General features: G+C 61.2%; 24 protein-coding genes and 1 pseudogene. 11 read left to right on the plus strand and 14 right to left on the minus strand.

Annotation, left to right across the window (positions count from 1 at the left end):
* Positions 1-8 precede the first annotated feature (8 nt).
* Positions 9-1,076, plus strand: coding sequence for a GGDEF domain-containing protein (locus N5J71_RS01835; RefSeq protein ID WP_279916184.1), 1,068 nt, complete (start codon positions 9-11; stop codon positions 1,074-1,076).
* 171 nt (positions 1,077-1,247) lie between these two features.
* Positions 1,248-1,871 carry a cold-shock protein gene (locus N5J71_RS22455; RefSeq protein ID WP_108234820.1) on the plus strand — a complete coding sequence of 208 codons (624 nt, stop codon included), beginning with the start codon at positions 1,248-1,250 and terminating at the stop codon, positions 1,869-1,871.
* A 42-nt stretch (positions 1,872-1,913) separates the two neighbouring features.
* Here N5J71_RS22455 and N5J71_RS01850 read toward each other — a convergent pair whose 3' ends face one another.
* Positions 1,914-2,120, minus strand: a complete 207-nt coding sequence (locus tag N5J71_RS01850) for a SlyX family protein (RefSeq protein ID WP_108234821.1) — start codon at positions 2,118-2,120, stop codon at positions 1,914-1,916.
* The gene (locus tag N5J71_RS01855) at positions 2,117-2,548 is read right to left on the minus strand and encodes an HIT family protein (protein WP_074860309.1); all 432 of its coding nucleotides are present in this window, start codon (positions 2,546-2,548) and stop codon (positions 2,117-2,119) included. The genes N5J71_RS01850 and N5J71_RS01855 overlap by 4 nt, the downstream gene beginning before the upstream one ends.
* 653 nt (positions 2,549-3,201) lie before the next feature.
* Here N5J71_RS01855 and N5J71_RS01860 point away from each other — a divergent pair.
* A complete protein-coding gene (locus tag N5J71_RS01860; protein ID WP_279916185.1) occupies positions 3,202-4,482 on the plus strand; it encodes an OprD family porin in 1,281 nt (426 codons plus the stop codon).
* Between the two features lie 73 nt (positions 4,483-4,555).
* On the opposite strand, the gene N5J71_RS01865 is transcribed toward N5J71_RS01860, so the two are convergent.
* Complete coding sequence (locus N5J71_RS01865) at positions 4,556-4,963, minus strand: PaaI family thioesterase (RefSeq protein ID WP_279916209.1); 408 nt, start codon at positions 4,961-4,963, stop codon at positions 4,556-4,558.
* A gap of 128 nt (positions 4,964-5,091) precedes the next feature.
* Here N5J71_RS01865 and N5J71_RS01870 point away from each other — a divergent pair, with 128 nt between their 5' ends.
* Both N5J71_RS01870 and N5J71_RS01875 read left to right on the plus strand, forming a co-directional pair.
* A complete protein-coding gene (locus N5J71_RS01870) occupies positions 5,092-6,807 on the plus strand; it encodes a proline--tRNA ligase (protein ID WP_279916186.1) in 1,716 nt (571 codons plus the stop codon).
* A gap of 20 nt (positions 6,808-6,827) precedes the next feature.
* Positions 6,828-7,787, plus strand: a complete 960-nt coding sequence (locus N5J71_RS01875) for a hypothetical protein (protein ID WP_279916187.1) — start codon at positions 6,828-6,830, stop codon at positions 7,785-7,787.
* A 30-nt stretch (positions 7,788-7,817) separates the two neighbouring features.
* On the opposite strand, the gene N5J71_RS01880 is transcribed toward N5J71_RS01875, so the two are convergent.
* Positions 7,818-8,498, minus strand: coding sequence for a class I SAM-dependent methyltransferase (locus N5J71_RS01880; RefSeq protein WP_206408916.1), 681 nt, complete (start codon positions 8,496-8,498; stop codon positions 7,818-7,820).
* Between the two features lie 210 nt (positions 8,499-8,708).
* Between N5J71_RS01880 and N5J71_RS01885 the strand changes: the two genes are divergently transcribed.
* Positions 8,709-11,774: a transglycosylase domain-containing protein gene (locus N5J71_RS01885; protein ID WP_279916188.1), complete on the plus strand. Its 3,066-nt coding sequence runs from the start codon at positions 8,709-8,711 to the stop codon at positions 11,772-11,774.
* Positions 11,775-11,868: 94 nt separating this feature from the next.
* On the plus strand, positions 11,869-12,753 hold the full coding sequence (locus N5J71_RS01890; RefSeq protein ID WP_279916189.1) for an alpha/beta hydrolase: 885 nt from the start codon (positions 11,869-11,871) through the stop codon (positions 12,751-12,753).
* A gap of 15 nt (positions 12,754-12,768) precedes the next feature.
* On the opposite strand, the gene N5J71_RS01895 is transcribed toward N5J71_RS01890, so the two are convergent.
* From N5J71_RS01895 to N5J71_RS01910, 4 genes and pseudogenes are all read right to left on the minus strand, one after another.
* The gene (locus tag N5J71_RS01895; protein WP_279916190.1) at positions 12,769-12,981 is read right to left on the minus strand and encodes a VF530 family protein; all 213 of its coding nucleotides are present in this window, start codon (positions 12,979-12,981) and stop codon (positions 12,769-12,771) included.
* A gap of 32 nt (positions 12,982-13,013) precedes the next feature.
* Positions 13,014-13,280: pseudogene (locus N5J71_RS01900) on the minus strand (group II intron maturase-specific domain-containing protein); the annotation flags it as partial.
* Between the two features lie 118 nt (positions 13,281-13,398).
* Positions 13,399-14,883 (minus strand): sodium/proline symporter PutP, encoded by a 1,485-nt coding sequence (gene putP / locus N5J71_RS01905; protein ID WP_279916191.1) that lies wholly within the window; start codon positions 14,881-14,883, stop codon positions 13,399-13,401.
* 446 nt (positions 14,884-15,329) lie between these two features.
* Positions 15,330-16,463 (minus strand): GNAT family N-acetyltransferase, encoded by a 1,134-nt coding sequence (locus tag N5J71_RS01910; protein ID WP_279916192.1) that lies wholly within the window; start codon positions 16,461-16,463, stop codon positions 15,330-15,332.
* 50 nt (positions 16,464-16,513) lie between these two features.
* On the opposite strand from N5J71_RS01910, the gene N5J71_RS01915 reads away from it, so the two are divergent.
* On the plus strand, positions 16,514-16,660 hold the full coding sequence (locus N5J71_RS01915) for a hypothetical protein (protein ID WP_206409250.1): 147 nt from the start codon (positions 16,514-16,516) through the stop codon (positions 16,658-16,660).
* 51 nt (positions 16,661-16,711) lie between these two features.
* Here the strand turns inward: N5J71_RS01915 and N5J71_RS01920 are convergent, their stop codons facing one another.
* The 6 genes from N5J71_RS01920 to N5J71_RS01945 all read right to left on the minus strand — a co-directional run bounded on the left by N5J71_RS01920 (position 16,712) and on the right by N5J71_RS01945 (position 21,610).
* Positions 16,712-18,055, minus strand: coding sequence for an OprO/OprP family phosphate-selective porin (locus N5J71_RS01920; protein ID WP_279916193.1), 1,344 nt, complete (start codon positions 18,053-18,055; stop codon positions 16,712-16,714).
* 159 nt (positions 18,056-18,214) lie between these two features.
* Positions 18,215-18,547, minus strand: a complete 333-nt coding sequence (locus N5J71_RS01925; protein WP_279916194.1) for a YnfA family protein — start codon at positions 18,545-18,547, stop codon at positions 18,215-18,217.
* A 9-nt stretch (positions 18,548-18,556) separates the two neighbouring features.
* The gene (locus N5J71_RS01930; protein WP_279916195.1) at positions 18,557-18,985 is read right to left on the minus strand and encodes a hypothetical protein; all 429 of its coding nucleotides are present in this window, start codon (positions 18,983-18,985) and stop codon (positions 18,557-18,559) included.
* A 74-nt stretch (positions 18,986-19,059) separates the two neighbouring features.
* Positions 19,060-20,223, minus strand: a complete 1,164-nt coding sequence (locus N5J71_RS01935; protein WP_279916196.1) for an MFS transporter — start codon at positions 20,221-20,223, stop codon at positions 19,060-19,062.
* A 100-nt stretch (positions 20,224-20,323) separates the two neighbouring features.
* Entirely contained in the window at positions 20,324-21,136 is an 813-nt protein-coding gene (locus tag N5J71_RS01940; protein WP_279916197.1) for an SDR family oxidoreductase, read from the minus strand.
* Between the two features lie 105 nt (positions 21,137-21,241).
* Positions 21,242-21,610: a DUF2784 domain-containing protein gene (locus N5J71_RS01945; protein WP_004423428.1), complete on the minus strand. Its 369-nt coding sequence runs from the start codon at positions 21,608-21,610 to the stop codon at positions 21,242-21,244.
* Between the two features lie 161 nt (positions 21,611-21,771).
* Here N5J71_RS01945 and N5J71_RS01950 point away from each other — a divergent pair, with 161 nt between their 5' ends.
* The 3 genes from N5J71_RS01950 (at position 21,772) to N5J71_RS01960 (ending at position 24,202) form a co-directional block, all read left to right on the plus strand.
* Positions 21,772-21,996: a DUF2061 domain-containing protein gene (locus N5J71_RS01950; protein WP_004423427.1), complete on the plus strand. Its 225-nt coding sequence runs from the start codon at positions 21,772-21,774 to the stop codon at positions 21,994-21,996.
* 144 nt (positions 21,997-22,140) lie between these two features.
* The gene (locus tag N5J71_RS01955) at positions 22,141-23,439 is read left to right on the plus strand and encodes an alpha/beta fold hydrolase (RefSeq protein WP_279916198.1); all 1,299 of its coding nucleotides are present in this window, start codon (positions 22,141-22,143) and stop codon (positions 23,437-23,439) included.
* Positions 23,432-24,202, plus strand: a complete 771-nt coding sequence (locus N5J71_RS01960) for an MlaA family lipoprotein (RefSeq protein WP_279916199.1) — start codon at positions 23,432-23,434, stop codon at positions 24,200-24,202. Before N5J71_RS01955 ends, N5J71_RS01960 begins: the two co-directional genes overlap by 8 nt.
* Positions 24,203-24,258: the final 56 nt, after the last annotated feature.

The following is a 24,258-nucleotide window of genomic DNA, read 5'->3' on the forward strand; positions in this document are numbered from 1 at the left end:
CTGCCGCAATGAGTCAAGCGAACAAACCGCCCAGCATCATCAACCTCTACCCGGAAGAAACCCGCGAGGCGGCGGAACTACTGAAACAAGCGGTGCCGCTGATGATGCGCCACGCCATACCGCCCAACCCGGTGCACTATGCACTCTGGTACACCTACAGCAGAGGCAGCGAACCCGAACTCAACCGACGCCTGGACAAGGTGGTCGAGGACTTCGACGTATTCCCCCCGGAAACCGCCAGCCGCCTGTTTCGCGACTACATCATCCGCGGCGAACTGGAAGAAGCACGCGCCGGCCAGCAACAAGTCATCGAGCTGGTCGACGACATCGAAGGCAACGTTTCCAGCAGCGTGATCGGTAGCCAGCACTACCAGCAGAGCCTGAGCCAGGGTCTCAGCGCCCTGCAGGAGCCGATCATCGACGATCTGCCGGGCGTGCTCAGCGAGCTGCAGGAAAGCACGCAACTGATGCACGACCAGCAGGAAAAATTCCTCTATCGCCTGCGCGCCGCACAGCAGGAAATAACCCATCTGCGTAGCCAACTGGAGCGCGCCCACCTGGCTGCAACGCTCGACAGCCTGACCCGCGTATTCAATCGCCACGCCTTTACCCGCCTGCTGGAATGCGCCCTGAGCGAGTCAACAGACGGGCTGGCGTTGCTGATGCTGGATATCGATCATTTCAAGCAGTTCAACGATCAGTACGGCCACCCCCTGGGCGACCGCGTACTCCAGCATGTCGAGCAACTGCTGCGCAACCTGTTGCCACCCGAGGCTTTCGCAGCGCGCTATGGGGGCGAGGAGTTCTGCGTCGTGCTGCGCAATTGCGCCAGCCTTGGCGAGGTACTGACCTTCGCCGAACAATTGCGCAACAAGATTCAGTCCCTGCGGGTCAAGGTCAGACGCACGGACCAGATTCTGGACAGCATCACTGCGTCCTTCGGCTGCGCTCTAGCCGAAAACGGTGACACGTTCGAATCCCTCCTGACCCGTGCCGATGATGCGCTCTATCAAGCCAAGCGTGCAGGACGCAATCAGGTACACCCCGCGATCAGCGAAGCGATAGTAAGCGCTTGATTTGAGAAGCCATCTTCTTTGCTGTTAAATAGGCCGGCCTGCCATATCACCTTCCTGTGGCATGGCCAACCTTGTATACCGGCGCGCGCCATGGCCGTTCAGTTGGCCACTAGCGAAGCGCGCTCCCTCCGCAACACCTTGAGTCATCATCAATTAGTGAGTTCATCGAAGATGTTGAAGATTGCCCATCTCGTTACAGGGTTTGCTGCCCTGCTGCTTTGCGCCGTACCCGGTTTTTCCACTTCATTGCTGACCACCCCTGATGCCGTCTACCTGGCACTGACTGGCCTGCTCAACCTGCTGGCCGCCTCGCAACAACAGAGCGCTCCGGCTGCACGGCAGCAACTGCTCGGCCTGTCTTCTGCACTGCTGATACTGGCCACGGTGATACAAAGTCTGATCCTGCTTGCCCCACTGCCCAACATTGGCGGTCAACCAGCCATCTGGCTGCCACTGCTGACCCTGCTCGTCGCCGTGGCGCTGAACCTTGCCGCACACCTGAAGACCGCCCCTCGCAGCCCAGAACAACGCGCACCCTCGCAGCCTACCAGCGTCAGCAGCAGCTTCGGCGATGACGATCGCGAGACTGGCACGGTCAAGTGGTTCAATACATCCAAAGGCTTTGGCTTCATTTCCCGCGACTCGGGCGAGGATATCTTCGTGCACTTTCGCGCCATTCGCGGCGAAGGCCACCGCGTACTGGTCGAAGGCCAACGTGTGGAGTTCTCGGTCATGCAGCGTGACAAGGGCCTGCAGGCCGAAGACGTGATCGCAGCGCCCCCTGCGCGGCGCTGAGCGGCAGCCAAAGCAAAGCCCGGGAAACCGGGCTTTTTCACATCAATAGTGCGGAGGCGGCGCTTGGTCTTCGGCAATCCCCGCCTGCCCACTCAATTCCTCCTGGCGACGCGCCAGAACCTTTAGCTGCAACTGCATGCGCTCGATACGCTTGCCCTGCTCGACCAGCTCATCACTCAATGCCTGAATGGTGTCATCCTGAAAAGCCAGGCGGCTTTCCAGCTCCATGATCCGCGACTCAAGGCTCATGCAGGCTCTCCGGCAAACTGAAAATCCCTGGTCAGCACCAGCCGCAACCTGGCGATGATCTGCTCGACCTGACTCGCCTCGTAAGGCTGCGCCGGATGCCGCCCCCAGACCGGCGCGGGCCAGGCAATGTCATCGCGCCGACGCACGATCACATGCATATGCAGCTGACTCACCACATTGCCAAGCGTGGCGACATTCATCTTGTCGGCGGCAAAAGTATCCTTGAGGGTTTCGGCCAGCAGCGTGGTTTCCTGCCACAGCTGACGCTGATCAGCCGCATCGAGCTGGAACAGCTCGCTCACTTCCTCTCGACGCGGAACGAGGATAAACCAGGGGTAGTGGGCATCGTTCATCAACAGCAGACGACTCAATGCAAAGTCCCCGACCAGCAGGCAATCCTGCTGAAGACGTGAATCCAGAGCGAACATGGCGATTCTTCTCCTTTGAACAGATCACTCAAGCGTAGCGCCTGGGCCACGCGATGGCGCGCAGCATACGCGGGCCCATCGGACAATTCATCCGCAGCCCCTGCACCAGCGCAAGGCACTCGATACTGAGACGCACCGCAGCCGTGCAACATGATGCTTCTACTCATAATGCATGCCCCCAGGCGTTACCCCATGCAGGCCCTGGCCAGGCCCAAACAGGCCCCTGACTGCGAACTGCCGACAGCACACCCAGTCGCGACAAACCCGCGCCACCCTTGAGTCCGCTGACCTGATATAAGGCCCCACACAGCGTAAAAACAAGGTTTTACAGAGCACATCCGGTTTTGAGCACGACTCTTGCTAATGTCCAACACAATGCCCGGCAAGCCGTGCAGTCGTTGAATAACAGCGGTACCCGGCACCGCAGAACCGCGAAAACGTCGGCCAGCCGTAGCACGCGCTGCAGAGCTACACATTTGCGACATTCCCTCAACTCCATGCGACACGGAGCCGCAGAAGTCGCAACGAATAGACTGCAACTATCGCCAACCTTGGCTGCGTGCTATAAGTTACCGCCGACACAAAAAGAAAGAGCCGCCCATATAAAAAAACAGTGGGCAGCGCAACTCTTCTAAACCAAAGGAGCAATCACGATGCAAGTGATGAAGTGGAGCGTAATCGCCCTGGCAGTCGCCGCGGGCACCAGCCAAATGGCCGTGGCGTCCAGCCAGTCCGAGTCGAATGGCTTTATCGAAGACAGCAGCTTCAACATTTTCAACCGTGCCCTGTATCACAACCGTGACTACAAAAATGGCGCAGACACCACAACCGATGACGCGTCCGACAAGCGTAACGGTTACAGCGAAGAATTCGGCCTTGGCATTCGTCTTTTGTATGAGTCTGGCTTCACCCAAGGTACCGTTGGTGTAGGTGTTGACGCTCACTCCTTAAGCAGCATCAAGCTCGATACTGGCAAGGGTCGTGCTGGTATTGGCCAGTTCTCCAAGAATGGAGAAGGCGAAGCAGAAGATACGCAGAGCGAAGTTGGCGGTGCTATAAAATTCCGCATTTCTGACACCGTACTCAAGTATGGCAATCAGATGGTTGCGAGCCCAGTCTTCACTACCGATGACGCCCGCATTCTGCCGGAAGTGGCCACTGGTACCTTGCTCACCAGTAATGAAATCGAAGGTCTTGAGCTGACTGCCGGTCGCTTCACAGCCATCAGCCGCCAAACAGCTACTGGTCGCGATGGTCGCGAGCTGACTGAAGCCAACATTGTTGGTGCCAGCTATAGCTTTACTGACAACTTCAGCGGTGCGATTCACGCCTCCGACGTTGAAGACCATCTGAAAAAGAAATACATCAACCTGAACTACAATCTGCCTCTGGCAGAAAATCAGGCGCTGAATTTCGACTTCAATGCCTATAAAACTGACGATGACGGTCGTAAGCTGTCTGGCGAAATCGATAACAAACTCTGGAGCCTGGCAGCAGCCTACTCCCTGGGCGCCCATACGTTCACCATTGCACACCAGCGTTCCTCCGGTGATACGGCTTACGCCTACGGCATCGACGGCGGTGGTACCATCTGGACTGCCAACTCCATTCAATACTCCGACTTCGACCGCAAGGACGAGCGCTCCTGGCAGGTTCGCTATGACCTGAACATGGCCGAGTATGGTGTTCCGGGCTTGAGCTTCATGACTCGTTATGTCTATGGCGACAATATCGATACCGGTGTTGGCGAAGAGGGCAAAGAGCACGAGTTCAACTTCGAAACTAAGTACGTCATCCAGGAAGGCGCCGCTAAGGATCTCTCCTTCCGCCTGCGTAGCGCTATCTGGCGTGCCAACAGCGTTCAAAATGATGAGTACGGCGCAGACAACAACGACTTCCGCCTGATCGTCGAATACCCGCTGAGCGTTCTGTAACGTCAGCGCTACTCGATAGCGGTATAAAAGAAACCCGGCCATGGCCGGGTTTCTTTATTTAGCCCCTAGAGATTTAAATCGGCAACGCGTATGTCCCCGTTACATGCGCAACCAACTCATCCTCGTTACCCGCTGAATAAAGCGAAACCTCACAGACGGCCTGACGCCGACTCAAGCGCAGTATTCGCGCCTCTGCCAACAAATCCACCGGCTTGGGTTTGACCAGAAAGTTGATATTGAGATTGGACGTCACCGCCATCTCCACCCGCCCCAGACGCCCCAGCACCACGGCATACATCGCCGCATCCCCCAGCGCCATGATGGTCGGGCCAGACAGCGTCCCGCCCGGACGCACCAATTTGGTATGAAAGGGGACACGCGCCAGCACGCCCTCCTCGTCGAGCCGGTCGATCCGCAGATCGATGTCCTCGGCCATTGGTAGCCCACCCCGAATCAGGGTCTGAACCTCAAGTGCAGTCAGTCCCACTATTTATTCCTCCCGGCGAACGCAGCAGCACTCGTGCCCTGCGCCCGTCCTGTACGCCACTGTATAGGCACCGTACAATGCCCGCCTATTCCAAGCCCTCGCAACCGACAGAACGGCCAAACATGCGTACCAGTCAGTTCCTGCTCTCGACCCTGAAAGAAACCCCTTCCGATGCCGTGGTGATCAGCCACCAGCTGATGCTGCGTGCCGGCATGATCCGCAAGCTGGCCTCCGGCCTGTACACCTGGCTGCCGATGGGCCTGCGCGTACTGCGCAAGGTCGAGAACGTGGTGCGCGAGGAGATGAACGCCGCCGGCGCCCTGGAGGTGCTGATGCCCGCCATTCAGCCGGCCGAGCTGTGGCAGGAATCCGGGCGCTGGGTGCAGTACGGCCCCGAGTTGCTGCGCGTCAAGGATCGCCATGACCGCGAATTTTGCGTTGGCCCGACTCATGAAGAAGTGATCACCGATCTGGCCCGCAACGAGCTGAACAGCTACAAGCAGTTGCCGATCAACCTGTATCAGATCCAGACCAAGTTCCGTGACGAAATCCGTCCGCGCTTCGGTCTGATGCGCGGCCGTGAGTTCATCATGAAGGACGCCTATTCCTTCCATGCCGACCAGGCGTCGCTGCAGGAAACCTATGACCGCATGCATCAGGCGTACTGCAACGTGTTCAGCCGCCTGGGCCTGAACTTCCGTCCGGTGCAGGCCGATACCGGCTCCATCGGCGGCACCGGCTCGCACGAATTCCATGTGCTGGCCGACTCGGGTGAAGACGATATCGCTTTCAGCAATGTCTCCGACTACGCCGCCAACATCGAGAAAGCCGAAGCCATCCCGCGCGAGAAAACGCGCGGTGCTGCGACCGAAGCGATGCGCCTGGTCGATACCCCCGATACCAAGACCATCGATGCACTGGTTCAAGGTTTTGGCCTGGCCATCGAGAAGACCATCAAGACCCTGGTGGTGCACGCCGCCGAGGAAGGCAAGCTGATCGCCCTGATCGTGCGTGGCGACCACGAACTCAACGAGATCAAGGCCGCCAACCTGGAGCAGGTGGCCAGCCCGCTACAGATGGCCAGCGAAGCCGAGATTCGCGCAGCCATCGGCGCCGGCCCCGGCTCGCTGGGCCCGGTCAACCTGCCGATCCCCTGCATCATCGACCGCAGCGTAGCGCTGATGAGCGATTTCGCCGCCGGTGCCAACATCGAAGACAAGCACTACTTTGGCGTCAACTGGGAACGCGACCTGCCGCTGCCGGAGGTTGCCGACCTGCGCAACGTCGTTGCCGGCGACCCCAGCCCGGACGGCCAGGGCACTCTGGAAATCAAGCGCGGCATCGAAGTCGGCCACATCTTCCAGCTCGGCACCAAGTACAGCGAGGCGATGAACTGCCAGGTGCTCGGCGAGAACGGCAAGCCGGTGACTCTGACCATGGGCTGCTACGGCATCGGCGTATCGCGCGTGGTGGCAGCCGCCATCGAGCAGAACTTCGACGAGCGCGGCATTCGCTGGAACGATGCCCTGGCGCCGTTCCAGATCGCCCTGGTGCCGCTGCGCTACGAAACCGAGCAGGTGCGCGAAGCCACCGACAAACTGTATGCCGAGTTGACCGCCGCCGGCTATGAAGTGCTACTGGATGACCGCGACAAGAAAACCAGCCCCGGCATCAAGTTCGCCGACATGGAGCTGATCGGTATTCCGCACCGCGTCGTGGTCAGCGACCGTGGCCTGGCCGAGGGCAACCTCGAGTACAAGAGCCGCGCCGAAACCGACCCGCAAGCCGTGCCGCTGGCCGAGATCCTGCCTTTCCTGCAAGCCCGCATCCGCCGCTGATCACGCCCTACCGAGACATCATGCACACGAGCAACAACCTTCGCCTCATCGGTGCCGCCCTGTGCGGCGCCCTCTTCCTCAGCGGCTGCGCCAATCAGTTGCCGCAACGCAGCGAACACGAGGAGCGCGTCGAACGCAAACTGCTGGATCACCAGTTGCAGATTGATGCCGGCGAACCCAAGGTGCTGGAGCTGCCGCAGCGCCGGGTGCGTGTGCATGACCAGAAGAGCTACGAGGTCACGACCTTCGAGGTGACCCGTCGCTACGACCGTTACACCCCCTACCAACCCTGGCGCGAACTCTACGAAGTGCCAATGGGCGCAGTAGCCGTGGTAGCCGGTGTGGGCGCCAACATCCTCAATGTCGTATTGCTCGGCAGCCTGCCGGAAACCGCGACCCGCGACTGGATCAGTTACGGCATGGCCGGGCTCAACCCGTTCATGAACGTCGAGTCCAATGGGCGCGCTGAGCAGAACCTGGCGAGCATCAACGAGGTGCAGCGCGACAGGCGCATGGAATACACCAACCTGCCCTGGAGCGAGCGCCCGGTGCAGGTCAAGGCGGGTGACCAGCAGTTCGAGCTACTCACCGACAACAGCGGCGTGCTGCGCCTCAACCTGCTGGACAGCCCCTTCACCGAACAGGACATCGGCCGTCTGAACATGCTGCAACTGAGCGTTGAAGACCAGCTTGGCGATGACATCGCACGCGCAGAAGCAACGCTCATGGTCAGTCATACCCTGCGCGGCAAGCTACGCGAGGCACATGATCTGATCTTCGATGACCTTGAGGGCGATGATGTCGACCAATGGGTTCATCGAGTCAAACGCCTGTCCGACCTGGGCCTTGAAGAAGAGGCCAGTGAACTGGAGCAGAGTCTGATCGAGCTGACACGCAATGACCCCGAACTGCAGGAAGCGTTCCTCAAGGCCTTGCTTCAGGACGCCGGGCGCCTGGCGGCGGATCCGGCAGCCAACTGATGATCAACAGGTCGCCTGCCGGCCTTCAGCTCACAGTGGCTTGAGCAATAACAGCAGGGAGACTGGCTGAACACTCTCGGGGTGAAGCGGCTCCTGCAGCCACTCCAGGCGCCAGCCGGTTTCGCCGATGAGCGTCAACCAGGATTGCAGCGTACGGAAGAACCAGGGCATCGGCGCCTGGAAACCCTCACCGAAACCGACGAAATCCTCGACCCGCCAACCGTCCTGATAAGGCTCGCCATGACTGGCCCGCCACGGATGCAGTGTCTGGATCAGCAGACTGCCGCCAGGTACCAGCAAGCCGTGCAGGCTGCGCAGAATCGGCTGCAAGGGTTCTTCAAGCAGGGTGAAGTTGCAGACCAGCACCTCGAAACGCCCGAGTTGCTCGGCATGCTCTTCCAGCTCGGCATAGCCACAGACCCGATACTGACTGCGCCCGTCGCACGCGGCGCGCGCCGCCTCGATCAGCGGTGCAGAGGCATCCACCCCGACCGGTTCGATGCCATGCTCGGCCAGACCACGGCACAACCAGCCCTCGCCGCAGCCAATGTCCAGGACCCGCTTGGGCTGCAGCGCCAAGACGGCCTGGATGATCGCAGCATCGGTGACCAGGCGCCGGCTTTCGATGCGCTGCTCACGCACTGCAGCAGCCCAGGCGTCGGCATTGGCCTGCCAGCTTTGCTGAAGCTGTTCCCGGTGGTCGCGTTGCATGGTGCAGCCCTGCATCGATGCGCTCTGGCGAGTCTAGCAGGCCTGCCCGCTGCGGCGTACCACTCGGGCAATCGATAAAACCGCCGGCCAGACAGCCCGCCAGCGTCTAAGCTGTCATCAGGACAGAAGAAAGGACGCAGCCCTGGCGAGCTGAGGTCAGCAGCCGGCCAGGCGCCTCGCAACAATGCTGACAGGCCACGCCGGTGATCTATGGGTGCAGCATGGCAAGGCAAACCACGGCAGCATGACCTGGTTGCGAAAACGGGGCGTTACTGGCGCCTGACGTTCTACCTTGTGCTGGCGGTTCTGGTACTGGCCACTACTGCCCTGCTGGTATTCGAATCACGCAGCGCCCGTCTGCAGTCACGCGAGCTGAGCCGTTATGCCGCAAGCCTTACCTACCAGGTCGAGCCTGGCCCCAGCGATCGGATCCTGTACCCAAGCGACGGCCCCTTCGACAAACGCCAGGGTTATGCCCATCTGCCGCTGATGCTGGAACGCCTGCACCAACGCGATTATCAGATCACCGAACAGGCGCGCTTCTCCGACGCCCTGCTGGCCTACAGCCGTCGAGGGCTGTTCCCGCCCTTTACCGAGAAAAGCCAGAGCGGCCTGAGCATCAGCGACTGCCGGGGTACGCCCTTCTACGAATTTCGTTACCCGCAGCAGGGCTACGCCGACTTCGCCAGTATCGCGCCGCTGGTGGTCGATAGCCTGCTGTTCATCGAGAACCGACACCTGCTCGACGCGTCGCAACCGCTGGCCAACCCGGCGGTAGACTGGCCACGCTTCGCCATGGCCGCACTGTCGCAGCTTGGCAAGATGCTCGACGTGCAGGACCAGTCCGCTGGTGGCAGTACCCTGGCCACGCAGTTGGAGAAGTACCGTCACTCTCCCGATGGCTTGACGCTGTCTGCCGGCGAGAAGCTGCGGCAGATGATTTCCGCCAGCGTGCGCGCCTATCAGCACGGACCACAGACGCTCGAGGCACGTCAGCGCATCGTCCGCGATTACCTCAACAGCGTACCGCTGTCAGCCGCCCCAGGGCATGGCGAGGTCCATGGCCTGGCTGACGGCCTGCGCATCTGGTACGGCGCGGATTTCGAGCGCAGCAATGCGCTACTCGACCCAGCCCGTGCACCCGACGCCAGTATGGCTGAGCGTGGCCTGGCTCTGCGCCAGATGCTGTCACTGATGATCGCCCAACGCCGTCCCTCCTACTATCTGGCACAAGGGCGCAAGGAGATGGAAGCACTGACGGAGAGTCATATCCGCCTGCTGGCGGCAGGCGGGTTGATCGACGCAGAGCTGCGTGACGCGGCGCTGACGCAGAAGCTGCAATACCGCGACTGGCAACAGGAACCCAATCTACGGCCGGTGGAAAGCGACAAGGGCATCAGCGTGGCCCGTTCACGCCTGTCCAACCTGCTGGGCATGCCCCTGTATGATCTGGACCGCCTCGATCTGGCCGCACGCAGCACCCTGCAACGCGATCTGCAGCAGGAGACCAGCCTCTACCTGCAACGCCTGGCCGACCCCGAATTCGCCGGCAAGATCGGCCTGTTCGGCGAGCGCCTGCTGTCCCCGGAAAAGACCGCCGAGGTGCGCTACAGCTTCACCCTGTTCGAGCGCACGGCCACCGGCAGTCGGGTACGCGTGCAGACCGACAGCACCGACCAGCCCTTCGACATCAACGAAGGCAGCAAGCTGGAACTGGGGTCTACCGCCAAGCTACGGGTGCTGGCGACTTATCTGGAGATCATCGCCGAGCTGCATCAGCGCCACGCCGACAAGAACCCGGCCGAGCTGCGTAACGTCGAGATCGCCGAGCAGGACTACCTGAGCCGCTGGGCAGTCGCCTATCTGCTGGCCAACCCCGGCGCCGATCTGGCCAGCATGTTGGAAGCTGCGCTGGAACGACGCTATTCGGCCAGCCCGCACGAACGCTTCTTTACCGGCGGAGGCCTGCACACCTTCGGTAACTTCCGCCGCGAGGACAACGGCCGCAACCCGACCCTGCGTGAATCCCTGCGCGAGTCGATCAACCTGCCGTTCGTGCGCTTGATGCGCGATCTGGTGCGCTACAGCACCTATCAGAACAGCGCCGAGCTGCTCAAGGACGACAAAGACCCACGCCGCCAGAAATATTTGCAACGCTTCGCTGACCAGGAGGGGCGTACCTTCCTGCTGCGCTTCTGGCGCAAGTACCAGGGCCAGCCGCAGCAGCAGCGTCTGGAGACCTTCATCAGCGGTTTGCGCCAGACCTCTGTGCGTCTGGGCGCTGTGCACCGTTACCTGCTGCCGCAGGCCGATGAAGAAACCTTCGCCGCTTTTCTGCGGGCGCAACTGCCACAGGAAAAACTTACCGATCAACGCATCGCGCGTCTGTACAAGGAATACGGCCCTGGCGCCTACAGCCTGCCGGATCAGGGCTATATCGCTCGCGTGCATCCATTGGAACTGTGGCTACTGAAGTATCTGATCGACAACCCGCAGGCCACCTTCAGCGACGCCGTGGCAGCCAGCGTCGACGAGCGCCAGGAAGTCTATGGCTGGCTGCTGCGCACCCGGCACAAGAGTGCCCGCGACAGCCGTATCCGCATCATGCTGGAGGTGGAGGCCTTCTCCGATATTCACCGACGCTGGAAGAACCTCGGCTATCCCTTCCAGCACCTGGTGCCCTCTCTGGCCACTGCCCTGGGCAGTTCCGGTGACCGGCCGGCAGCGCTGGCCGAGCTGATGGGCATCATCCAGAACGACGGCATTCGCCAGCCGGTACTGCGCATCGACGAACTGCACTTTGCCGCCGACACCCCCTACGAGACGCGGGTCGAACGTAACACCCACGGGGCCAAACGAGTGATGCCCTCGGAAGTTGCGGCCGCGCTGCGCAATGCACTTTCCCAGGTGGTCGAAGGCGGTACCGCAAGGCGCTTGCAGGGCACCTTCCACTTGCAGGACGGGCGTGATCTGACCCTGGGCGGCAAGACCGGTACCGGTGACAACCGCATCGAAAGCGTCGGAGCCGGCGGACGGGTGATCAGTTCACGGGCAATGAACCGCACGGCCACCTTCGTGTTCTTCCTCGGCCCGCGTCACTACGGCACCCTGACCGCATTCGTACCGGGACGCGAGGCGGATCGCTTCACCTTCACCTCGGCCCTGCCGGTACAGGTGCTCAAGGGCATGGCGCCGATCCTCGCGCCTTATCTCGAACCCGGCAGTTCCACCCTGTGTGATACGCCGATGAGCGCAGCGCAGATCAGCCGGCGGTAATACCTGGTAACCACAGCGCTCAGTCCCTGGCGAAACCCGGCATCGGATGTGCAGTCCATGGCTGCATTATCCATTGCTGTTCATGAGTATGCCGATGCCCTCACCCTGGTTAGCTCTGCTGCGCCGCCGTCGCCTGAGCCTGATCGTTCTGGCCAGCCTGCTGGTCCTCCTGCCCATCGGCTGCGCCAAACTGGAGCAGACCGAGCGCGAACTGGTGTTTCGTATCGAGCCCGGCACCGCGCGCTGGTTCAGCGGCCTGCCCGCTGGCGTCGAGGACGTGCAGCTGCAATCGCCAGCGCTCGCAGCCGATGAAAGCCTGCATGCCTGGTGGTGGCCCGCGCCGCGCAAGGATGCCCCGGCGCTGCTCTACCTGCATGGCTCACGCTGGAACCTGACCGGCCAGCTGTTCCGCATCGAGCAGTTGCACGCCATGGGCTTCTCGGTGCTGGCGGTGGACTACCGGGGCTTCGGCCAGAGTCGTGGCCCGCTACCCTCCGAGCGCAGCGTCTATCAGGATGCGCTGATCGCCTGGGAGCACCTGGCGCGCCTGCAGCCAGAGGCGGGCAAGCGGTTCATCTACGGCCATTCCCTCGGCGGCGCGGTGGCCGTCAACCTGGCCCATGAGCTGGCCGATGACGAGCAGTCGCCGCAAGCGGCGGGGTTGATCGTCGAATCCAGCTTCACCAACCTCGGCGATGTGGCCACCGCAGTGAGCAATACCTCGCTACCGGTGCGCTGGCTGCTGTCGCAGGAGTTCGACTCACTGAGCAAGATCGGCGCGGTCGGCGTCCCCGTGCTGATCGCCCACGGGCGTGATGACCGCTACGTGCCCGCCCGTTTCAGCGAAGCCCTGTTCGATGCGGCCCGTGAGCCCAAGCAATTGCTGCTGATCGACGGCGCCAACCACAACAACAGCCTGCGCATGGCCGCTAACAGCTACCGGCAGGCCTTGCAGACTCTGGGGCTCGAACTCAACTGATGAAGCTGAACGCCCTCAGGGCCTGAACTGCTGCAGGTAAAGTTGCTCGACCTTGGCCCGTGCCCAGGGCGTCTTGCGCAGAAAGGTCAGGCTCGACTTGATGCTCGGCTCATGTTTGAAACAGCGCACGTCGACCTGGCGGGCCAGCCCCTCCCAACCGATGCGCTCGACCAGAGCCGCGAGTATCGCCTGCAAGGTCAGGCCGTGAAGCGGGTCATTGCTGCTCATACCGACATCCATCGAATTAAAGTGCGCCTATCTTAGTGCCATAATCGGCATATGTTGCACCACCAGCGCCGGCTGTTGGCCGCCACCCGTTGTGCCACTGTACGACCTGCCCCCAGTGCGCGTAGCTCCCGGAACATGGTCTTGCCTTGCTTCCACTGCTTGAGCTGGATCGCGCGCAACCGATGACGCAGCCACTCGTCCAGCATCTGCCAGACTCGCGACGTTTGCGCCAACCGGTAGTAGCCCTTCCAGCCCTCCAGGTAGGAACTCAGGCGTTCATGCAGTTGCGCTTCGCTTCGTTCGCTGTGATCACCTTACGGCGGGACTTGCACCCGCAGGAGTGCGCCCATGCTGGGCGCACAACGAAAAAGGCGATGACTGCCGGGCAGTCATCGCCTTGTATTCAAGCCAGCTGGATCAGACCGACTTGTACTCGCTCTCGGCCTGGTCGAAGCGGCTCAGCATCGACTGGCTCGGCGCCTTACCGATGCGGCTGAAGATGACGATGGCCAAGGTAGCGAGGATGAAGCCCGGGATGATCTCGTACAGACCCAGACCAATCCAGTTTTTCCACACGATCACGGTGGCGGCACCGACCAGCATGCCAGCCAGGGCGCCATTGCGGGTCATGCCCTTCCACAGCAGTGACAGAATGACCACCGGCCCGAACGCAGCGCCGAAGCCGGCCCAGGCGTAGGACACCAGGCCCAGGACGCGGTTGTCCGGGTTGGCCGCCAGGGCGATGGCGATCAACGCGACCAGCAGCACCATGGCGCGGCCGACCCAGACCAGCTCGGTCTGCGAAGCGTCTTTACGCAGGAAGGCCTTGTAGAAGTCTTCGGTCAGCGCACTGGAGCACACCAGCAGTTGGCAGCTCAGGGTGCTCATCACCGCAGCCAGGATGGCGGACAGCAGGATACCGGCGATCCAGGGGTTGAACAGCAGCTTGGCCAGCTCGATGAACACGCGCTCCGGGTTCTCGGCGACCGGGCCCGCCACTTCCGGGTTTGCAGCGAAGTAGGCGATACCGAAGAAACCTACGGCCACGGCACCCGCCAGGGTCAGGATCATCCAGGTCATCGAGATACGGCGGGCAGCCGGGATCGACTTGACCGAATCGGCGGCCATGAAGCGCGCCAGGATGTGCGGCTGGCCGAAGTAGCCCAGGCCCCAGGCCATCAGCGAGATCACACCCACGAAGGTGGCGCCCTTGAGCATGTCGAAGTTGGTGGCGTCGACCGCCTCGATGGCCACCATGGCCGGATCGAAGCCACCGGTGGCGATCATCACCACGATCGGGGTGAGGATCAGTGCGAAGATCATCAGCGTGGCCTGCACGGTATCGGTCCAGCTAACCGCCAGGAAACCACCGATGAAGGTGTAGGCGATGGTCGCTGCAGCGCCGGCCCACAGGGCGGTGCCGTAAGACATGCCGAAGGTGCTCTCGAACAGGCGGGCACCGGCCACCACACCCGAGGCGCAGTAGATGGTGAAGAACACCAGGATCACCAGCGCCGAGAAGATTCGCAGCAGGCGGCTGTTGTCCTCGAAACGGTTGGTGAAGTAATCCGGCAGGGTCAGGGCATTGCCGTTGTGCTCGGTCTGCACGCGCAAACGGCCGGCGACGAACAACCAGTTGAGATAGGCGCCGGCAATCAAGCCGATGGCGATCCAGCTTTCCGACAGACCGGCAACGAAGATCGCACCCGGCAAGCCCATCAGCAGCCAGCCACTCATATCGGAGGCACCAGCGGACAGCGCGGTCACGAAGCTACCGAGGCTGCGGCCACCGAGGATGTAGTCGGAAAGGTTCTTGGTACGCAGATAGGCGATCAGGCCGATCAGTACCATGGCTGCGATGTACACCACGAAGGTGACGAGCATTGGAGTACTAGCTGTCATTGGGGGGATCCCCTCTCGTTTGTTGTTCTTGGGCACCGTGCCCGGTTTGGCAAAGCGCATCCGCCTGAGCGGATACGGGGCTCCGGTCTCTGTTCCTCGTCACGCCGATGACCGCCGGACATGATCAGGGTAGATTCCGGCGCAATACAATCACCACGCACTGCATCGGCAAGTGCTTGCGCACTGTCTCCGGCCTGACTGGCTTGCGCCTGCGGCCGGCAAATCGCGTTACCACCCTTTCGACTGCGCAACCGTTGTCATCGCTACAGCTCAACCAGACCGGTCCGTGCAGACAAAACGCTTGTCGCGAAAGTAAGGGCGGAATTTAGTGGCAGAGGTGAGCGGGCTTCTTGCTGAAAGCTATGGAGTTTTTGCAAAAATCTCCGACACAGGGAACTTATGACAAACAGCCGTTGCGAACCTTACGCGATAACCTGATCGCTCGATCAGGCTTCGCCAGACTGACGAAAAGGCAGATAACTGCGCGCCTGTTCAGCGTAAACCCGCACGCCAGAGCGCTCCTGCTCGAGAAACTCGGCAACCGCAGCATGCAGCCCAGGATGGCAGAGATAATGCCAAGAGCGAGTGATGACCGGCTCGAAACCGCGAATCAATTTGTGCTCACCCTGCGCGCCAGCATCGAAGCGTTGCAGACCTTCGGCGATGGCCAACTCCATGTCCTGATAGAAGCAGGTTTCAAAATGCAGCCGGTCGAATTCGGCCAGGCAGCCCCAATAGCGGCCATAAAAGGTATCGCCATCGACCAGGCTGAAGGCCATGGCCAGCGGACGACCGTGCTGCCGGGCGAACACCACACGAATCATCTCGGGCATGCGTTCGGCCAACAGGCTGAAGAAATCCCGCGTCAGATAGGGCGCCTGACCGCGCACATGGTAGGTATTGGCGTAACAGTGGTAGACGAAGTCCCAGTCAGTTTCGCTCAGCTCATGGCCCAGACGCCTGTCGAACTCGATGCCCTGCCCCGCGACCTGCTCACGCTCCTTGCGCATCTGCTTGCGTTTGCGCGAACTGAGCGCATCGAGAAAGTCCTGAAAATCCCGGTAACCCCGATTGTGCCAGTGGAACTGGCAACCGAGGCGCTCCAGCCAACCCGGTCGTTGCACCACGACGGCATCGCAGGCCGGGCTGGTGAAGTTGATATGCAGGCTCGACAACTCTTCCGCGTCCAGCCCGGCTGTCAGCGCGTCGAGCAACTGCCCGGCCGCATGGGCATCGCCCAGCAAGCGCGCCCCGGTTACCGGAGAGAACGGTACGGCGCCCAGCAGCTTGGGGTAGTAGCCGATACCGGCACGGCGACAGGCGTCAGCCCAGCCGTGATCGAACACGTACTCACCGTAGGAGTGCTGCTTCAGATAAGCCGGCAGCACGGCCTGCACCGTCCCGTGCTCATCGCACCAGAGCCGGTGCGAAGGCAGCCAGCCACTGTGTCCGCCAACACTGCCGCTGTCCTCCAGCGCACTGAGAAAGGCGTGGCGCAAGAACGGTTGTGGCTGCGCCAGCAACCCGTCCCATACCTCGGCGGGCAAAGCATGAAGCGAATCGATGATGGTGAGGGGCATGAGCTGAATCCAAGAAGCCAGACTGCAATATATCTCCAAGGATTGTCTGAATGAGCCTCGTATTTCAGGCTGGCCTGATCAATGCTGTTTTTCGACGCCCCAATCCGATCAAAAATCATACAAACCAGAAAATCTCCGAGGAGTTTAGCCTGGGGCTTGTCTCTGTCTTAAAACAAACACTTGCAACGCTGAGATAAAAAAGCCCCGCCATTGGCGGGGCTCAAGCAGGAGCACAATCAGTGGAGCACTTAGAACGCGTACTGCAGGCGCATTACAAAGGCGTCACCGTCGTCATCACCGGCAGCGTTGGTGATACCGTCAGTTTTGGCCTTGATGTAGTTGGCACTGACCTTGACCACATCGTTGGCGTACCAGTTCGCGCCCACGGTATGCAGCTTGGCCTTGGTATCGCCCACTTCGCGCGTGGCGGTGGCAACGGTGACGTTGTCGTCTTCGATCTTGATGTTGTCGTAACGGTAGAAGACTTCCCAGGCACCCAGCTGCTTGTTGGATGGTTTGATCGCATCGAAACGTGCACCATCCAGGCGGTAACCGCGGGATTCGCCGGTCAGGGTGTAGGCCAGTTGCGCGTAGTAACCGTTGGCCTTGATATCTTCGATGCCAGCGCGGTCAGCCTTCAGTTTGCGCGCCAGGTATTCGGCTTGAGCGGAGAACGGGCCCATGGCATAGGCCAGTTCCGCACCCCAGGCGGAATCGTTATCGAGATCACCTGCACGGTAAGCGGTGTTAGTACCACCGTAGATCGAGGTGGCATCGCCACCAAAAATCGCGCGGTTGCCGTTAGTGCCAGCATCATTACCGCCATTGGTGCTAACGCCGCGTACGGTCAGACGAGGACGGACACGGGCATCGGTAACAGTGTCATCCAGATCACGGGTTGCGTAGTTCAAGCCCAGGTGCAGAACGTTACCTGCCTCAGCCATCGGTGCGAATACACCGCGCACGTTGAACTGTTTCACACTCTCGCCGTCGGTGTCGTTGCTGTCCTTGGCACTAACACCACCGGACATGAATGCCATGTTGCCGATTACCGAGCTAGCCTGTACGCCCAGACCGTTCTCGTGGCCGTTGACCCAGTCGGCAATCTCATAGATGGAGGAACGCTCGATGGCAGTGATCCACTTCGAGCTGGTGGCTTTCTCCAGACCGAAGTCCGGGTCGAAGCGGCCAACACGAATATTGACCGGGTTGAAACCGGTGTAGGTTACCGATGCTTCGTCGAAGTAACCGTCATCGCTGTTACCAGCGTTGTGAGCCAGGTCGTAGCTAATGACGTACTTCCAATCCTTGTAGACGGTACCGGACAGTTCTAGGAAGGCACGACGGAAGTAGGCGGCGTCGCCCTTGTCACCGTCGCGGGTGTAGAAGCCATCGAAGGTACCGTAGTCGGCCTGCAGACGGCCGCCCAGCTTGAAGCTGAACTCTTTGTCGGTGGTTGCGACCTCAAGGCCACCTTTGGTCTTGATCACGATATCGGCGCCGTCAGTGGTGACGGTACCGGCGAAAGCCTGGGCGGAAACGGCCAGGGCCAGGGCGCTGGCTGCGAAACCGGCGAAGTGCTTACGGATCATCGAGAAATTCCCCTGTTGGACTTTTAGTGTTGAAAACACCCGAGCGCAGGGCTCGTTCGTGCTGGGGGGAATCTTGGCGAGGGGTTATTTCAGCGCAGTTGCCGATATATAAAGATTTGATGACAGCGGAACTTTTTACTTCTACTGCTTATAAGCGGTTCAGGACGAATGTAGCCGAGGTCCCAGCAGGATGATCAAAGCCCCCGATAGACACAGCGCAGCGCCCAACCAGTCGCTGAGCATGGGCCGGGTCTTTTCGATCAGCGCCAGCCACAACAGCGAAGCGACGATATACACACCGCCATAGGCAGCATAGGCGCGACCGGCGAAGGAGGCTTCGACGCGGGTCAGAATCAGGGCGAATAACGCCAGGCTGAGCAGCCCCGGAGCGATCCACCAGGCACTGCGATCGAGCCGCAGCCACATCCAGAAGGCATAGCAGCCGGCGATCTCGAACAGGGCAGCCAGCACAAACCACAGATAGTTGATCATCCTCGCCCCCTAACCGCGCAAGGCACCTTCGCGCTCCCAGGCGCAGCGCACGCGCAGTCCACCCTCCTGCGGGCTGTGCAAGCCGTTGTCGGATTCCCAGCGGAAGGTGTGCAGACCACCCAATTCGGTATCCAGGTGCACCACTGCGCTGGCCCAATACAGCCGCTTGAGCAACGCCTCGAAAGCCTCGATCCACAGGTTCCACTCGTACTCGATCGCGCCGTAGCTGGCGCCGAAGTGGATCACCTGGGTCTGGTACAAGCCCGCCCCCGGCGCCTCGCAGAAGGAGAACATTTCACGGCCAAGAAACGGCCAGAGCTCACCGGCCGGCAGTTCGGCCAGCACGCCACGATTGGTTTCACGGCGCAGACGACGCAACTCGGGGTCATCCGAGGGCCAGTCGCGGATGCAGCCATAGACGATGGATTCGGACTCCACACCGGCACTCCTGAAAAAGCAGAACGCCTTCTAACACAGCACGCCAGGGCAAGAAAGGAACTGGCGCGAATTCTTCAGCGAGGCTGGCGCCGACTGCGCCCCAACAACCAGGCCACCAGTGTCATCACCAGTGCCAGCGCGGTGAGCACCGTGAACGGCAGACGGTAGCTGCCGGACAGATCACGTGCCAGCCCGGTGAGAATGGGCGTCAGACAGCCCAGGCTGTAACCGGTGAACAGCATCATCGCCGTCCAGCGGCTGACGGCCAGTGGCGAGCCGGCTTCGTAAAGCGGCAGCACCAGCGACAAGGCGAAAGAGCCGCCCAGCGAGAAGCCTATGATCACCGCCCACAACTCCGGCACCAGGCGCGGCATGAAGGTAACCATCGCCAGGCAGCCGCAGGTTATCGCGCCGCAGGCCAGCAGCAGTGGATAGCGGGCGTTGTAACGCTGCGCCAGCCAGGGCAGCAGGAAGGAGCTGGGCAACCCCATCAGCATCGAGATGCTCAGCAGCGAGTTGCTACGCAGCAGGCTCAGTCCCGCTTCGTGATAGCGCGCCACCACCCAGGTCGCCAAAGCGTAGAACAACCCCGCCTGAATGGCGAAGAAACAGCTGATCAGCCAGGCGCGCGGCTGCCGCCAGGGCAGACCACCACCTTCCTGTTCGTCAGCGGCGCTGACCTGATTGGGTAACCACAGCCAGAGCATCACTCCGAGCAGCGCCGGCGTGGCCCACACCGCCAGGCCCAGATGCCAGGCATCGCCGAACAGCGCCGTAGCCGGAGCCGTGAGCACCGCACCGCCAGCACCGCCGATAGCCATGCCCAGCGAATACCAGCCCACTACACGGCCCATCTGGCTGGCGAAGTGACGTTTGATGAAGCCCGACAGCAAAGGCCCGGCAACCGCGATGGCGGCTCCCAAAGCGATTGCGCTGCCGATCAGTACCGCACTCTGGTGCGCGGCCAGACGCGCCAGCAGCGCCAGGCCGATCAGTCCAAGACAAAGCACGATGGTACGTTCGAGGCCCCAGCGCATGGCCAGACGCGGCGCCAATGGTGCGAGCAGGCCCATGCACAACACCGGCAAGGCCGTGGTCAGACTGATGAAGCTGCGGCTCAGCGAGAGCTCCGCGGCGATGCGCTCGATCAGCGGCGCGAGGGAAGTGATGCCGGGGCGCAAATTGATCGCCGCCAGCACCAGGGCCACCAGCAGCAGGGCCCGAGGGACTGGTTTCACAGGTATTCCATGGTCATTACGGCAGGCAGGCCGGGGCGGCCACCCTACCCCTGCAGGCCTTGCCAGGCAAGCCTGCAGGCGCAAATAGCTGACCTTTTGGTCAGCTGACGGATTTGACCTTGCCGCGCATTTTCTCGGCCATGCTGGCCATCTCGTCATAGAGCGCCTGCGGGTTCTTCTGCTTCAGCGCCCAGGCCATGCGCCCCATTTCATGCGGCAGGATCATGAAACTGCCCTTGGCCACTTCAGCGTGGATGTAATCGGCGATATCCGCTGCGCTGATCGGCGAGCTTTCCAGCAGCTTGCCGACCTGAGCCTTCATCGCCGGAGTCGGGCCACGGAAGGAGTCCAGCAGGTTGGTCTGGAAGAAGGATGGGCAGACCACATGCACGCCGATCTCCAGTTGACGTAGCTCCACCAGCAGGCTTTCCGACAATGCCACCACGCCGGCCTTGGCCACGTTGTAGTTGCTCATGCCCGGCCCCTGCATCAGCGCCGCCATCGAGGCGATGTTGACGATCTTGCCCTTGCTCTTTTCCAGCAGCGGCAGGAATGCCTTGCAACCCTTGACCACGCCCATCAGGTTGATCGAGATCTGCCAGTCCCAGTCCTCCAGCGACAGTTCGCTGAAAAAGCCGCCAGAGGCGACACCGGCGTTGTTGACGATGATGTCGATACCACCGAACTGCTCCTCGCAGGCCTGCGCCAGAGCGGTCAGCTGGCTGTAGTCACGCACGTCGCAACGGCGAGCGAAGCCATCGCCACCGGCCTCACGCACCAGCTTAAGGGTTTGCGCCAGCCCGGCCTCGTTGACATCAGCCAGCGCCAGGCGCCAGCCCTCACGCGCCCAGCGCAGGGCCATTTCGCGGCCCAGACCGGAACCGGCGCCCGTGATCATCATGCGGTTTTGCATAGCAGCCCTGCCTTCATTGATTGGTTGCGATGGCTGCCAGTGTAGCGAAGGCGATAAAGCCACCATGCCTTCATCAGATTTATGAATAGGCAGGGCAAATCACGATCACGTTTTCCTGCGCCAGCGCCCGATCAGCCAGGCATATACGGCAGCGTTGACCAGTACGACGATGGCCCCCAGCCACAGCTGAATAGCCGGGGTGAGCCCGGCCGGATAGATCAGCGGTATCAGATAATGCTCGATGAAGCCGCCCTCGTAGCCGGCCTGCCCGGCCATACGGCGCAACTGGTTTTCCCAGGGCGTCAGCGGGCAGCCCAGGTGCAGGCATTCGACGATTACACCCCAGGCCACCGCCGGCACATGCAGCCAGATCAGGCTTGGCCAGCGCAGCAGCAACAGGCCGCCGAGCATGACGAACAGGATGAAGCCCAGGTGGATCACCACCAGCGCGTCGGCAGCCATACGCCAAAACATTGCGCCTCCTTTGAGCGGCGAAGATAAATAGATAAAAATCGCCTCAAAGCCAAAACCTCATTGAGCAGAACTATTACAACCATGCAAACGCCGCATTTCCCGACTCGAGGGCGTGCGACTAGCCTTGCCTACATAGGAAATGATTCTCAAGTAGGTGCATCATGCTCAAGACCCTGACCTTCACCATCATGCACTTCTGCATCGCCTTCGGCGTCACCTACGCGCTGACCGGCAGCGTTGCCGCCAGTGGCCTGGTGGCCGCCATCGAACCGCTGTGCAATTCCGTGGGTTTCTACTTCCACGAGAAAATCTGGCAGCGCTTCGAACGTAAGCGCAATCCTGCGGCCCAGCGCCCCAGGCATGCCTGGCTGCACCACCAGGCCTGAAACCTGCACCGGTAGTGAGTCAGCCTTGCAGCAACTCATCTTTCCCTGCGATGAGGCAGGATGGTCTGGCACTTTGCCCCGCATGCTGCTGTCATACGCCGGCAGTTCAATCCAGACGATCTCTTATTCGAAGGGACTCAGTACATGCTCAGCCTTGCCCGACTTGCCGCCCTGTTCAGTGGCCTGGTTTTCTGTGCTTCAACGCTGGCCGCCGATGTGGACGCCGAGAGCTACGGTTATCCATTGGCCAACCCGTTCGAGGCAACCATCGCCACCACGCCGCCCGAGCTGCGCCCGGCGCTGCCGGCCGATGCAGACATCCGGCAGCGCGACTACTCGGTACGCCTGCGCCCGGATCGACAATTCGAGTTGCTGGAGAACTTCTGGCCAGTGACCCGGCTGCGTTATCGCCTGGCCGAGCAGAAAGGCCGCGCGCCGCTGATCTTCATCATCGCCGGCACCGGCGCACACTACGCCAGCGGCACCAACGAATACCTGAAGAAACTCTTCTACGGCGCCGGTTTCCATGTGGTGCAGCTGTCGTCACCAACCAGCTATGACTTCATGGCTGCCGCCTCACGCTCTGCCACACCCGGTTACAGCCCGGAAGATGCCGACGACCTGTACCGCGTGATGCAGGCTGTGCGCGCCCAGCACCCGAAGCTCGATGTCAGTAAGTTCATGCTCACCGGCTACAGCCTCGGCGCGCTGCACGCCGCGTTCGTCAGCCAGCTTGATGAAACCCGTCGCGCCTTCGACTTCAAGCGGGTGCTGCTGCTCAATCCGCCGGTCAACCTCTACACCTCCATCACCAATCTGGACAAGCTGGTACAGACCAGGGTGCAGGGCATCGACAACAGCACCAACTTCTATGATCTGGTGCTGGGCAAGCTGACCCGTTACTTCAACGACAAGGGCTACCTGGATATCAACGAGGCCATGCTCTATGACTTCCAGCAGTCGAGACAAAAGCTCTCCAACGAACAACTGGCCATGCTCATCGGCACCGCGTTCCGTTTTTCTTCTGCCGATATCGTCTTCACCTCGGACCTGCTCAATCGCCGCGGCCTGATCACCCCACGTGACTACCGCATCACCGAGGGCACCAGCCTCACGCCCTTCTTCCAGATGGCCCTGCGCTGTGACTTCGACTGCTATATCGCCGAGCAACTGATACCCATGTGGCGCGCCCGCTATGACGGCGGCAGCCTCAATCAGTTGATCGACAAGACCAGCCTGTATGCCCTCGAGGACTACCTCAAAGGCAGCGACAAGATCGCCGTGATGCACAACGCCGATGACCTGATCCTCGGCCAGGGCGATATCGGTTTCCTGCGCCGCACCTTCGGCGACCGCCTGACCCTTTACCCGCGTGGCGGGCACTGCGGCAACCTCAACTATCGCGTCAATGCCGACGCCATGCTGGAGTTCTTCCGTGGTTAAGCACAGCACCCTGACCATCGCCCTGCTGCTGGCCGGCGGGCAGGCCCTGGCCGCAAACCAGGTCGACCCTGACGGTTTCACCAACCCGCTGCAGCACCTGCAGTTCAACCCGGGGCTGGACCAGCAAGAATTCGAGCGCGCCTCCAGTGACGCCCTGCAGGTCTATGACCCCCTGGAGTCATGGAACCGCCGCGTCTACCACTTCAACTACCGTTTCGATCAGTGGGTCTTCCTGCCCGTGGTCGACGGCTACCGCTACGTCACGCCGAGCCTGGTACAGAGTGGCGTGCACAACTTCTTCAACAATCTGGGGGAAATTCCCACGCTGGCCAACAGCCTGTTGCAACTCAAGGGCCAACGGGCGATGAACAGCACTGCACGGCTGCTCTTCAACACCATCCTCGGGGTGGGCGGCGTCTGGGACCCAGCGACGAAGATGGGCCTGCCGCGTCTGAGCGAAGACTTCGGCCAGACGCTGGGTTACTACGGCGTGCCCGCCGGCCCGTACCTGATGCTGCCGTTGCTCGGCCCGTCGAACCTGCGCGACACCGGTGGCCTGGTGGCGGATTACAGCCTGGAAAATGCGGTCAACTACCTCGATGTGGCCGACGCCAGCCGCAACAACCCCGGCATTACCGTGCTGCGCGTGGTCGATACCCGCGCCAATACCGGCTTCCGCTACGGCCAGCTGAACTCGCCATTCGAGTACGAGAAGATTCGTTACTTCTACCACGAGTCGCGCAAGCTGAAGATTGCCGACTGAAGCCTGGGCCATGCATCGAATTAATCGATGCATGGCCGGCAAATTTTCCACCCAAA

Origin of the sequence: Ectopseudomonas oleovorans (genome assembly GCF_029845265.1) — a bacterium.
Taxonomy (GTDB): Bacteria; Pseudomonadota; Gammaproteobacteria; order Pseudomonadales; family Pseudomonadaceae; genus Aquipseudomonas; species Aquipseudomonas oleovorans.